12 protein-coding genes, 1 tRNA gene and 2 pseudogenes are annotated in these 12,827 nt (G+C 49.7%); 8 read left to right on the top strand and 7 right to left on the bottom strand.

Features of this window, described 5'->3' with window-relative positions; genetic code table 11:
• Positions 1–7 precede the first annotated feature (7 nt).
• From K9N75_RS17020 to K9N75_RS17045, 6 genes and pseudogenes are all read left to right on the top strand, one after another.
• Positions 8–148, top strand: a pseudogene (locus tag K9N75_RS17020) (aldo/keto reductase); the annotation flags it as partial.
• 275 nt (positions 149–423) lie between these two features.
• Positions 424–681, top strand: a complete 258-nt coding sequence (locus K9N75_RS17025) for a YjhX family toxin (RefSeq protein WP_004110819.1) — start codon at positions 424–426, stop codon at positions 679–681.
• A 175-nt stretch (positions 682–856) separates the two neighbouring features.
• Positions 857–1,603: an SAM-dependent methyltransferase gene (locus K9N75_RS17030; RefSeq protein WP_224452625.1), complete on the top strand. Its 747-nt coding sequence runs from the start codon at positions 857–859 to the stop codon at positions 1,601–1,603.
• A 169-nt stretch (positions 1,604–1,772) separates the two neighbouring features.
• Positions 1,773–1,982 (top strand): zinc ribbon domain-containing protein, encoded by a 210-nt coding sequence (locus tag K9N75_RS17035; RefSeq protein WP_254704377.1) that lies wholly within the window; start codon positions 1,773–1,775, stop codon positions 1,980–1,982.
• Between the two features lie 431 nt (positions 1,983–2,413).
• A complete protein-coding gene (locus K9N75_RS17040) occupies positions 2,414–2,734 on the top strand; it encodes a hypothetical protein (protein ID WP_208326247.1) in 321 nt (106 codons plus the stop codon).
• 90 nt (positions 2,735–2,824) lie between these two features.
• Positions 2,825–3,388: pseudogene (locus tag K9N75_RS17045) on the top strand (site-specific integrase); the annotation flags it as partial.
• 10 nt (positions 3,389–3,398) lie between these two features.
• On the opposite strand, the gene K9N75_RS17050 reads toward K9N75_RS17045, so the two are convergent.
• A tRNA-Thr gene (locus K9N75_RS17050) sits at positions 3,399–3,474 on the bottom strand.
• Between the two features lie 263 nt (positions 3,475–3,737).
• Between K9N75_RS17050 and curA the strand changes: the two genes are divergently transcribed.
• Positions 3,738–4,769: an NADPH-dependent curcumin/dihydrocurcumin reductase gene (gene curA, locus K9N75_RS17055; protein ID WP_224451939.1), complete on the top strand. Its 1,032-nt coding sequence runs from the start codon at positions 3,738–3,740 to the stop codon at positions 4,767–4,769.
• A 47-nt stretch (positions 4,770–4,816) separates the two neighbouring features.
• On the opposite strand, the gene proA is transcribed toward curA, so the two are convergent.
• The 5 genes from proA to gpt all read right to left on the bottom strand — a co-directional run bounded on the left by proA (position 4,817) and on the right by gpt (position 9,650).
• A complete protein-coding gene (proA, locus tag K9N75_RS17060) occupies positions 4,817–6,070 on the bottom strand; it encodes a glutamate-5-semialdehyde dehydrogenase (protein ID WP_008814465.1) in 1,254 nt (417 codons plus the stop codon).
• Positions 6,071–6,090: 20 nt separating this feature from the next.
• Positions 6,091–7,197: a glutamate 5-kinase gene (gene proB, locus K9N75_RS17065; RefSeq protein WP_008814466.1), complete on the bottom strand. Its 1,107-nt coding sequence runs from the start codon at positions 7,195–7,197 to the stop codon at positions 6,091–6,093.
• Between the two features lie 114 nt (positions 7,198–7,311).
• A complete protein-coding gene (gene crl, locus K9N75_RS17070) occupies positions 7,312–7,713 on the bottom strand; it encodes a sigma factor-binding protein Crl (RefSeq protein WP_008814467.1) in 402 nt (133 codons plus the stop codon).
• Positions 7,714–7,773: 60 nt separating this feature from the next.
• On the bottom strand, positions 7,774–9,021 hold the full coding sequence (frsA, locus tag K9N75_RS17075) for an esterase FrsA (protein ID WP_004095194.1): 1,248 nt from the start codon (positions 9,019–9,021) through the stop codon (positions 7,774–7,776).
• Positions 9,022–9,191: 170 nt separating this feature from the next.
• Complete coding sequence (gene gpt / locus K9N75_RS17080; RefSeq protein ID WP_020303596.1) at positions 9,192–9,650, bottom strand: xanthine phosphoribosyltransferase; 459 nt, start codon at positions 9,648–9,650, stop codon at positions 9,192–9,194.
• Positions 9,651–9,906: 256 nt separating this feature from the next.
• Here gpt and pepD point away from each other — a divergent pair, with 256 nt between their 5' ends.
• Complete coding sequence (gene pepD, locus K9N75_RS17085) at positions 9,907–11,367, top strand: beta-Ala-His dipeptidase (protein ID WP_008814470.1); 1,461 nt, start codon at positions 9,907–9,909, stop codon at positions 11,365–11,367.
• 60 nt (positions 11,368–11,427) lie between these two features.
• Here the strand turns inward: pepD and dinB are convergent, their stop codons facing one another.
• Positions 11,428–12,489 carry a DNA polymerase IV gene (gene dinB, locus K9N75_RS17090; RefSeq protein ID WP_114444327.1) on the bottom strand — a complete coding sequence of 354 codons (1,062 nt, stop codon included), beginning with the start codon at positions 12,487–12,489 and terminating at the stop codon, positions 11,428–11,430.
• Positions 12,490–12,827 lie beyond the last annotated feature (338 nt).

Here is a 12,827-nt window from a genome sequence, read left to right on the forward strand (position 1 = left end):
TAACGTCATGCAAACTGTAAAACTGCACTGTGGTGTTGAAATGCCCCTGCTGGGCTTTGGTGTGTTTCAGATGTCTGATGACGCTGAATGCGAAAGAGCCGTTATTGATGCTATCGATACGGGATACCCCCTGATCGATACCGCTGCGCATGTCTTTTTTCAGTAAGTGGGCTGGCGTTCGATTTCCAAAGTACATCACACTTTTTCTACTGAAATATATCCCTCCTAAAACTACGTGTTATCATTCACTGCGTAAATACCTTTCAACTCTACCCGAGGCTTTGATGCTGGAGAATGTAATCATCCGATAATCAGCTTACCGACCTTTTCAGGCCGGACTGATTATCAATGCGCCGAAATCGAATGCGGACACCGCTGTGTGTTTGCACGTTTTGCACATGATGATTAAACAGGTTCTTCAGTATGAATTTATCCCGTCAGGAACAACGTACCTTACACGTTCTCGCTAAAGGTGGCCGGATCGCGCACATTCGCGATGCATCAGGCCGCGTAACCTCTGTTGAATGCTACAGCCGCGAAGGGCTCCTGCTCAGCGACTGCACGCTCGCCGTTTTCAAAAAACTCAAAACCAAAAAGCTTATTAAGTCCGTCAACGGGCAACCCTACCGTATCAATACCACCGGGCTGAACAACGTCCGCGCACAACTGGACAATCGCTAAGGAGCCTCTGATGACAAACCCCAGCCTCACTTTTCATGTCGCCTCTGAAGGCGATACCGATGACATTCTCGACGTCGAAGCCCGCGCTTTCGGCTACAACAAAGAGGCCAATCTGCTGGCCGAAAAAAACGAACCTTATTCTCTTACTACTCACTCAATGAAAGGAATGCCAACATTGGATATCCCACGTATTTTTACGATTAGCGAAAGTGAACACCGCATCCATAACCCGTTCACCGAAGAGAAGTACGCCACGCTGGGTCGCGTGCTGCGCATGAAGCCGGACACCCAAATACTTGACCTCGGTAGCGGCTCGGGCGAGATGCTCTGTACCTGGGCCCGGGACCATGGCATTACCGGTGTCGGTATCGATATGAGCCAGTTGTTCACCGCGCAGGCAAAACGACGCGCCGAAGAACTCGGCGTCAGCGAACGAGTGCATTTTATTCATAACGATGCGGCCGGTTACGTCGCCAATGAAAAATGTGACGTCGCGGCCTGTGTCGGCGCGACATGGATTGCTGGTGGGTTTGCTGGAACGGTCGAACTGCTGGCGCAGAGCCTAAAACCGGGCGGGATCATGCTTATCGGTGAACCTTACTGGCGTCAGCTACCCGCGACGGAAGAAATAGCCCAGGCCTGTGGCGTCAGCTCAATCGCTGATTTCCTGACGCTGCCGGAGCTTGCCAGCGCGTTCGACGATCTCGGCTATGACGTGGTGGAAATGGTACTAGCAGATCAGGAAGGTTGGGATCGGTATGAGGCCGCGAAATGGCTGACCATGCGCCGCTGGCTGGAGGCTAATCCAGACGACGACTTCGCAGCGGAAGTCAGGGCCGAGCTAAACATCTCACCGAAACGCCACGTTGCGTATGCGAGAGAATACTTTGGCTGGGGCGTGTTCGCGCTTATCGCCAAGTAACAATAGGCTCCCGGTATTTCTGACTGGAGATACTGGGAGCTTCGCCTTTGCTTTGATCTGATGCATCACCTACACAATACGTATTCAGTATATTTATTAATCAGGACATCACTATCAGGAGCATCATATGTCACAACATGAACAGTTCTGCCAGGCTTGTGGAATGCCGATGTCGGCCCCCGATGCACACAGTACCAGTGATACATATTGCGCGTACTGCAGCGACAGCAACGGCAATCTTAAACCCTGGGAAGAAGCGGTATCAGGCTTAGCCGGCTTCCTTGATTCTTGGCAAAAAGTCGGTCCGGAAGAAGCAAAAAAGCGGGCAAAACGTTATCTGACGGCAATGCCCGCTTGGGCTCATAAAGCGGATGAGTGATTTGAGCTGATTATCTTCCCCCTCCCCTGAATCCATCAAGGAGAGCCAATATTTTCTTACATTATAATAGGGGGATCTTAGCGCCCCCACCTGCCGCTAGTGTAATTCCAATAAACAAAACCTTAGCCTATTACTGAGTTCATTCATCATCATTTCTATATAGGCCAATGCCCACGCGCACGTAGAAGCAAGGAGCAGAGCAATGACTAAGTTAACAACTGAGCGTTTAGTAAGCGAGAACGGCTGAATTAAAGGCAAGTTTGACTATTAACACCTCTTTAATGCCATTGGTGCCGCAGTTGTTTCTAAACATCCGAGTATTGAGATATGCGTAAAGGCTTTTGAAGACTCAATGCTTGCCGCAGCCCCAGCACAGGAGCAGAAATAGCACCCTCTCAGCGTAGAATGTATAATCCAAGGATGGGGGATTTATGTCTAAAAAACGCAGCATAGGCCGTATGATTGCCAGAGCAAAGGCAATCGCTAACAAGCCTGATGCAAAATCAGAACTGGAGATGCTTAAAACTCCACCTAAAAATCGCACTGAAGCCAAAAAGCAATTAGCACTAAAGCTGAAATTGGTTAGGTCTGGCGCACTGGATAGCAAATCACTTCGAGCATTATCGAAACAGTCAGAACAGGCATTATTAATAGCTAATGCTTTGCGTTTTGATGAAGGTTTAGTTGATCCGGTATCTACTGATAAAACATCAGACTCTAACAAACGTTGGCGCGGGCGCACTGCCGACTGAGGCAAATAGCCCTACATCATCGAACCAAATGAACCTCGCTCCGGCGGGGTTTTTTATTGCCTAAATTTGGAGGATTTATGAGACATATCATTAAAGTCGGTAGTTAAGTTCGCGCTGTCTACCGGACTACGCCGCTCAAACATCGTTAATCTGGAATGGCAGCAGATTGACATGCAACGCCGTGTGGCTTGGATTAATCCTGAAGAAAGCAAATCAGGGAGAGCTATTGGCGTAGCCCTCAATGATACAGCATGTCAGGTTCTGATAAACCAGATCGGCAAACATCACAAGTGGGTTTTTGTTTATCAGGAGAAATGTACTCGGCCAGATGGAACAAAGACAGATGCAGTGAGGAAGATGCGATACGACGCTAACACAGCTTGGAGAGCTGCACTAAAGCGAGCCGGAATAGAAGATTTCCGCTTTCACGATCTGCGACATACATGGACGAGCTGGTTAGTTCAGGTCGGAGTGCCGATCTCGGTTCTGCAGGAAATGGGAGGGTGGGAATCTATCGAGATGGTTCGGCGTTATGCGCACTTGGCACCGAATCATCTAACGGAACACGCTAAGCAAATAGACACCATTTTTGGCAATGTTGTCCCAAATCTGTCCCACTTAGAAAGTTCAGAGCAATTAGTTTCGTATAAGTGATTGATTTAATTGGTGCCGATAATAGGAGTCGAACCTACGACCTTCGCATTACGAATGCGCTGCTCTACCAACTGAGCTATATCGGCACTGGGAGAAATTTTGCTGGGTATAACCCGAAGTGCGGAAATTACGATAGTGAAATTATCTAGCAGCGTCAAGGGCATCCGGTTTCGTATGACGATTTAATCAACACTCCAACCTATTTCGTTCTTAAGGGTATTGTTTATATCCAAAAATCATATGAAGCCGCACACAAACGACATCACATACTGCGATTTTTCGTTAGGCTGGAAGAAGTTTCCATTATGCAAAATAATGGAATGACCGTTCACTTGTTACGGAGCCTGTTATGTCTATCTCATCTCGCATTAATCGCCGTTATGTGTTGGCGCAACGCCCTCAGGGAATGCCCAGCGATCAGGATTTTCGCTTAGAGAAAGTCGCCCAGCCAGAACCGGAACAAGGTCAGGTGTTGCTGCGTACGCTCTATCTTTCTTTAGATCCCTATGTCCGTGGCCGTTTAGATGACGTTCCCTCCTATTCTCCCCCACTCGCGATTGGTGATGTTATCTGCGGCGGTACCGTATGTCGCGTGGAGCAATCGCAGCACCCAGATTATCAAGCAGGCGATCTAGTTTTAGCCTATACCGGCTGGCAAGACTATGCGCTCTCTGATGGTGAGGGCCTACAAAAGCTAGACGCGAATATGGCGCATCCCTCTTATGCTTTAGGTTTGCTGGGTATGCCCGGTTTTACGGGCTATATGGGATTAACCGATATCGGTAATCCGCAAGCGGGAGAAACCGTGGTGGTTGCCGCAGCAACGGGCGCTGTCGGTTCTGTCGTCGGTCAAGTTGCGAAACTGCGAGGATGCCGTGCAGTCGGCATTGCTGGCGGCGTAGAGAAATGTCGCTATGCCGTTGAAAAACTGGGCTTTGACGCATGTATAGACCATCGAGCCGCTGATTTCGCCCATCAGCTTAAACAAGCCTGTGACAAAGGCATCGATGTGTATTATGAAAACGTAGGCGGAGCCGTGTTTGACGCCGTTCTTCCGCTGCTAAATACCAAAGCACGCATTCCCGTATGCGGCATGATCAGCCAATATAACGGACATCATAGCGACCACCAGCAAGATCGGTTGCCGTTATTCATGTCGACCATTCTAAAGAAACGTATGCGGGTTGAAGGCTTTATTATTTCGCAGGATTACGGCGATCGTTACCCTGAGTTTTATGCCCAAATGAGTACATGGTTGGCTCAGGGAAAAATTGTTTTTAAAGAAGATATTGTAGACGGGTTAGAGAACAGCATCACCGCATTCCAAGGATTATTGAGCGGGAAAAACTTTGGTAAGTTGATTATTAAAGTCGCTGAGTAGATCAAAAAAACGGCGCACAAAGCGCCGTTTTCACTTTGGCTGAATATTTAGCTACGCACTAAATCATCACCATAGCCAATCCACTTATAGGTGGTTAAAGCTTCTAACCCCATTGGGCCACGGGCATGGAGTTTCTGCGTGCTCACGGCCACTTCAGCACCAAGACCAAACTGGCCGCCATCGGTGAAACGGGTGCTGGCATTGACATATACAGCAGAAGAATCGACCTCACGCACGAAGCGATCGGCGCTGTGCATATTACGCGTCAAGATAGCGTCTGAATGCTGAGTCCCATGTTCGCGAATATGCTCAATGGCACCGTCTAATCCTTCAACCACGACGACATTCAAATCCAGCGACAGCCATTCATCATTTAGCTCGATCTCTTGCACTGGCTTAACCGGTGCTGGCCCTTGGCTCAACAGCGGTAATGCTCGTGGGCAAGCGTGCAGTGACACACCAACGTCCTGCATACGTTGGCTTAACGCTGGCAGGAACTGCGATGCATCATGCTGATTCACCAGTAACGTCTCGACTGTATTGCAGGTGCTTGGGCGCTGGGTTTTGGCATTCACGATAATTTTCAATGCCTGTTCAACGTCCATTCCCTGATCGACATAGATATGGCATACCCCAATACCGCCGGTAATCACTGGGATTGTCGACTGTTCGCGACACAGCTTATGTAACCCTGCTCCACCGCGAGGGATCAGCATATCAACGTAACGATCCAGCTTGAGCAACTCTGTAACTAACGCTCGGTCGGGACTTTCAATCGCTTGAACGGCATCGCTCGGCAAACCGGCTTTCTCCAGTGCGCGTTGGATCACTTTTACCGTTGCCTGATTGGTACGATGTGTTTCTTTACCGCCGCGTAGGATCACCGCATTACCGGTTTTCAGGCACAGTGCCGCGGTATCCACGGTAACGTTAGGCCGAGCTTCATAAATCACACCAACCACACCTAACGGCACACGACGACGTTCCAGATTCAAACCACTGTCCAGCACGCTGCCATCAATTACTTTGCCAACCGGATCGGTCAGATTGCATACCTGACGCACATCGTTAGCAATGCCTTCCAAACGACTCTGAGTCAGTTGTAGACGGTCTAACATCGCCTCGCTCAGACCATTTTCACGTGCCTGCTGAACGTCCATCTGATTGGCTTGTAGAATAGATTCACTATCTTGTTCAAGGTAATCAGCAATCAGCGCCAACGCCTGATTTTTCTGTGCCGAGCTAAGAACGGCTAAGTGGTAGGATGCGCGTTTAGCGGCCTTACCCATTTCTTCTAACATGGTAGCTCCTTCACTCACGATCATATGCTCACGATCATATCGTCGCGATGTACCGCGACTGGACCATATTCATAGCCCAGTACGCCGCTAATCTGTTGGGAATGATGACCAGCAATCATGCGCAATGCATCGCTGTTGTAGCGGCTTACACCATGGGCAAGATCGCGCCCTTCTAAATTACGGATACGGATCACTTCACCACGCGAAAAATCGCCGCTGACTTCACGGATCCCTTTTGGCAGCAGTGAGCTTCCACGCTCCAAAATAGCTGAAACGGCACCGTCATCCACGGTGATCTCGCCCGCCGGTGGCGCACCAAAGATCCAGCGCTTACGATTTTCCAACGGTGTTTCCAACGCATGGAAACGAGTCCCGACGGAAACACCCTCAATGACGTCTCCGACTACGCCCGGTTTGCTGCCCGCTGCAATAATCACGTCAATCCCGGCGCGACACGCCACGTCGGCAGCCTGCAATTTAGTCGTCATACCGCCCGTACCGAGGCCCGATACACTATCACCCGCAATACCGCGCAGTGCATCATCGATGCTAGTGACTTCACGGATAAGTTCAGCCGTTGGGTTATGGCGAGGATCGGCGGTAAATAATCCAGCCTGATCGGTTAACAGTAATAGTTTGTCTGCACCCGCTAAAATTGCCGCAAGCGCGGAAAGGTTGTCGTTATCACCAACTTTAATTTCCGCGGTGGCGACCGCATCATTTTCGTTGATAACAGGAACGATTCGATTGTCCATCAGGGCATGCAGAGTGTCACGCGCATTCAGAAAACGCTCACGATCTTCCAAATCGGCGCGCGTCAGCAACATTTGCCCGATATGAATACCGTAAATGGAGAAGAGCTGTTCCCACAATTGAATCAAACGGCTCTGTCCTACGGCAGCCAGCAACTGTTTTGAGGCAATCGTTGCGGGGAGCTCGGGGTAGCCCAAATGCTCACGTCCAGCGGCAATCGCACCGGAGGTTACAATCACAATACGATGCCCCGCCGCATGCTGTTGAGCACACTGGCGAACGAGTTCCACGATATGGGCACGGTTTAGACGGCGCGAACCGCCGGTCAGTACGCTGGTACCTAGTTTTACAACTAGGGTTTGGCTACCACTCATAATCTTTTTGCCGTTTATTGGTGTTTGAGAAATTAGGGGAAAGAGAAAAAGTATCAGGAGAGGCGCGTTATGCCAACAGGCATAACGCAAAAGCACACTTATTACTGCGCCGGATCAGGCTCTAAGGCGAACTAACTCTTCAGAAAAGTCATCGGCTGGCTGAATTTTAATCTCGAGCGTCGTTAAAAGCTCTTGTAGGCGGTTATGGAAGTTAAGCGAGGTTTGTTCCAACTTCTCGGTCACTTCAGGATCTTTAATGGCTTGCTCTTGCCAAACACCTTGCTTATCGAAGAGTCCAAACGAATAGCGATAGGTGAAATGTGTTTCCTCAGCGGCTAGGTCGAGCCACCATCCCCAAAATTCTCGTTTTTCCGGATTCGGTTTGACGTTGACGCATACAGCCAGACAGTCAAAAAAGAAATGGTCTTCCTGACACTGCCCCGAACGAATGTAAGGGCCAAGCGCAGTAAATTTTTTGATTAAGCGGCTTTTAGAGTAACCACCTGGTAATGTCATACAGCATCCTCCTGTTGTGGTTACTCTTTTTTAACAAATTTACAAACTTTAGCAATCAAATTAATATGATTGTTCGCTAATCCAATCACAAACTTGATGTAAAGCTTTATGAAAACCTTCATAAAGTGGCGATGATGGCACCATCAGCAATTTGCCATTCAATGAAGAATCCACGATTAGCTTAGCCTCAGATTTCGGGCAGAATGGGTCACGATCCCAATATCCTGCCAGCATCGGTGTTTGACAGCGGCGTCCTAACAACCCCTGAGTTTTCAATGAATAGCAGCTTAGCTCAGTGCGCAAAGCGGCATCCGAAATGCTCTCCATTCCCAGCCGACTGGCTAGCACATCAATGTACATATCAGGTACCCGCTCCTGAATACGCGGGTCACAGAGTAAGTTGTGCACCACAGGTCCCAAAGTTGCGACCGCGCGTAAACGGCGTGGCTCCAGATAAGCTAAACGTACCGCCACGTTCGCACCAAACCTAAAACCAAATAACGATACACGGGTGTGATCAACCCACGGCACATTCGGCAATGCGTTTAAGACCTGCTGATGCAGGCGGCTGGAGTCCTGAGTCAAACAGTAATGTGACGACATACCTACCGAAGGCATATCAATGGTTAACATCGCCATGCCTGCTGGCGCTAGATAATCGCGGAACAGGCGATGGCTATCGCTCTGCATCATATCCAGGCCACCACAGATCAACACCGTAGGGAAAGGTCCGTTGCTGTTATCCGGCATATGCAGGAAACCGGTGATCTTACGACCGCCGTCAATGGCAAACTCAATTTCTTTAAGCGAATAAGGCAACAGTTTGGCCGATTCTTCATAGGCACGATTAGCCAAAACCTCGGCCTGCTCAGCCAAATCGTCACCCTTTAAATGCGGATAAGCCGCGATGCTGTAGAGATTTGCGGCCTGAAGCCAATAATCTCCAGCTACCTGCGGATCTTTTTCCTCCTGAGCGCGCTGTTGCCAGCCCATGGCCTGATGTGACCATTCATAGATCCAGTTACCGCTGCGATAGCCCACCACGGTGTCGAGCAACTTTTCGTCGCTGCGTTCTGCCGTTGAGGCTGCAATACGCGATAATACATGCTCAATCTCAATAGGTGAGACGCCACGCCAAACCCACATTAGGCGATTAATCGTGCGATACCAATTCGCCTGCGAGGTTCCCTCCAGCGCAGAGGCAATCGAAGCCTGTGGAACATGTCCATGCCGTTTGACCAGCGTGGATGTTTCACGATGCTTAAATCGAGGTTTGAATAAGGTTTCAGAAAGGTTTGCTTGGGACATGATAGACGGCAGCCTCCGAGTACTGTCTTTACCGCCGCAAACAAGAAGCGACGGAGCTAAATCTCGCACAGCGAGCGCTAAAGCTAGTGTAACGAACTCGGGAGCTAAAAAACAAACGTCCGGACAAAGCCGGACGTTTCTTTACATCAAATTTGATAGCCGTAGGCTAATTAGCGGCCGCTGATTGGCTCAACGAAGCAAACGCCCATATCCCATGGCTGTTCGATCCATGTATTCTGTGGGATATCGATGACGTAATCATCAACCAGTGGACGACCGGCTGGTTTCGCGAAGATAGTCACGAAATGCGCTTTTGGATACATTTCGCGAATCGCCTGTGCTGTACCACCGGTATCAACCAGATCGTCGATAACGATAAAACCTTCGCCATCGCCTTCAGCACGCTTAACGACTTTGAGCTCACGCTGGTTGTCATGGTCGTAGCTGGAGATACAAACGGTATCAACATGACGGATACCCAGTTCACGCGCCAGTAATGCGGCAGGAACTAAACCACCACGGCTTACCGCAATAATTCCAGTCCACTGTTCAGAAGGCATCAGGCGTGCAGCCAGCTTACGTGCGTGCATTTGCAGCACATCCCAAGTTACAACGTATTTTTCGCTCATTAATAGTGTCCCAGCCATAATATTCATGGCTTAAAGATTGGTCGGGGGGGAAAAAAGGTTGCGCGAGATTATAGAGAGCCAGAGCAATAAAAACCAGCCTCTTTCACACAAAGGCGCACTGCTGATGACGGATTTAGTGCCTTAGTCTGTCCACATAAGTAAATATAGTGGTATTCTCTGAAAAAATGAGAATATCTCTTAACCCCCTATTGTGTCGCTCTTGTCAGCAGCACAACTGATCATCAGGAGACTTAACGTGTCTGAACTGTCTCAGCTATCTCCACAGCCACTATGGCAAATTTTTGCGGATATCTGTTCTATTCCTCACCCTTCTTATCATGAAGAAGCTTTGGCCGCGCACATCGTTGCATGGGCAAAAGAAAAAGGTATCCACGTTGAACGTGATGAAGTCGGTAACGTCTTGCTGCGCAAACCCGCTTCCCGTGGAATGGAAAACCGTAAACCCGTTGTGCTACAAGCGCATCTGGACATGGTTCCACAGAAAAACAACGATACCGTACACGATTTTACTAAAGACCCAATCCAGCCATACATCGACGGTGATTGGGTAAAAGCACGTGGCACCACGCTAGGCGCTGATAACGGTATTGGCATGGCCTCTGCGCTGGCCGTTCTGGCTGACGATAGCGTTTCTCATGGCCCTATTGAAGTGCTATTGACCATGACCGAAGAGGCCGGAATGGAAGGTGCGTTCGGCCTGAAAGCCGGCTGGTTACAGGCTGATATTCTGATCAATACCGACTCTGAAGAAGAAGGCGAGATCTACATGGGCTGTGCTGGTGGTATCGACTTCATCACCACGCTGCCGCTGCAGCGCGAAGCCGTTCCTGCAAGCCATGACATCGTTAAACTGACGATCAAAGGTCTGAAAGGCGGACACTCGGGGGGGGATATCCATCTGGGTTTAGGCAATGCCAACAAATTGATGGCGCGCTTTTTAGCTGGCCATGCAACTGAACTGGGTCTGCGTGTGCTGGATCTAAACGGCGGTACGCTGCGTAACGCAATTCCGCGTGAAGCGACAGCGGTATTGGCCGTTCCTTCGGCAAATCTGGCGAAACTGAAAACTCTCGCAGAAACCTTCCTGAGCATACTGAAAATCGAACTCGCCGCGGTAGAAAAAAATCTGAATATTCAGGTTGAATCTGCACAGAGCGATTCTCAAGCCCTGACGTCTGATAGCCAGCAGCGCTTCATCGCCCTATTGAACGGTACGCCTAACGGCGTTGTGCGCATGAGCGATGAAGTGAAAGGCGTGGTGGAAACCTCGTTGAATGTGGGCGTGGTGACAACAGACGCCAAAGAAGCACAGATTATCTGCCTAATCCGTTCTCTAATCGACAGCGGCAAAGACTCAGTGGTGAGCCAATTGACCTCGCTGGGTGAACTGGCTGGCGCACACGTTGAAGCTAAAGGGAGCTACCCTGGCTGGAAACCAGATGCTAACTCTCCAGTGATGCATCTGGTGCGTGAAACTTATCAAAAGCTGTTCGACACTACGCCGAACATCATGGTGATCCACGCAGGTCTAGAGTGTGGTCTGTTCAAAAAGCCTTACCCAGAAATGGATATGGTTTCTATCGGCCCAACTATTACCGGCCCACATTCCCCTGATGAGCAGGTTCACATTGCCAGCGTTGGCCAATACTGGCAACTGCTGACCGCACTGTTAAAAGCGATTCCAGAGAAAGCCTAATCCCTCTGATTGCTTACTAAAAAAAGCCAACCCGAGGGTTGGCTTTTTTGTATGTTAACCCTAACCATCAATATCCAGAGAAAGCTGTTTTTCTAGCTGTGGATCAAGCAACGTCACGTGCAACCCCACCAAACGAACTCCACGCCCAGAGCGGCGTTCATCCCACGCCTGCTGAGCTACTTTGAATAAATCTTGTTTATCAAGCACTGGCCATACATGCTCCTGCGTTGTCTGTTGGAAGTCATGAAATTTGAGCTTCACCCCCTGACGAGCAATATGCAGGTCAGGCTGTACTTTACGCAAACGACGCTCCAACTCCTCATACAGCTTTTCCAACAACACTTCGCATTCGTCCCAGCGATGAATATCTTCCGACAGCGTTCTTTCTACGCCAACCGACTTACGTAAACGGTCAGGCATCACTTCGCGCTCGTCTTGCCCATGGCAGCGCTCCCATAAGACGCGGCCAAATTTACCAAAACGGCGCAATAACTCCGCCAAATCATAACGGCGAACATCAGCGCAGGTATTCAGCCCAAGCTCACTCAGCTTAGCCGCGGTCACTTTGCCCACGCCGGGTATCTTTTTCAGCGGTAGTTGAAGAATAAACTCATCAACCTGAGCAGGCGTGATCACGTATTGGCCATTTGGCTTATTTAAATCTGAGGCTATTTTTGCCAAGAATTTGATTGGGGCAATACCGGCTGATGCAGTGAGATCCAGCTCTGCTGCAATATCCTTACGGATCTGCTCTGCAATCAGCGTGGCTGAACCATGACATAAAGAACAGTCTGTGACATCAAGATAGGCTTCATCAAGCGATAGCGGCTCAATCAGAGACGTATAGCGCTGGAAAATACTGCGGATATGATTGGAGACATCTTTATAGACATCCATGCGTCCTGGCCGCAACGTGAGGTGGGGACAAAGTTTCAGCGCCTGCCCTGTTGGCATGGCACTACGCACACCGAATTTACGCGCTGCATAGTTCGCCGTACTAATAACGCCACGGCGATCGCGGCTACCACCGATCGCCAGCGGAACATCGCGTAATTCAGGGAAATCACGCATTTCGACTGCGGCATAAAAGCAGTCCATATCGACATGAATGATTTTGCGCATAAAAAGAATATTGGAGTTGATGACTGTATAAGTATACAGGTTATTTGTGGGCAATGGGAAGTGGGGGAATTTTGTTCGTCTATCGTTGATGTGGTCGCGGGGAATTGTTTCGTTCGCCGGTCGTTTATGAAACACCGGTGTAATGTTTCGTTCGCCCGCCGTTTATGAGACACCTGTGTAATATTTCGTTCGCCGGTCAGCAGATGCGTTTCCATGAGCCCACTGGCGAAGGCGACCGATGAGGGGCGCCAGCGCGCGCCCCTTCAAACCTCGCGCTTTTTATCCGAGATGCCATCTTCGCTCCGGTTTGGTATCGCCCATCCTGGGCGCCCCAAACT

Origin of the sequence: Hafnia paralvei, assembly GCF_020150375.1 — a bacterium.
Lineage (GTDB): Bacteria > Pseudomonadota > Gammaproteobacteria > Enterobacterales > Enterobacteriaceae > Hafnia > Hafnia paralvei.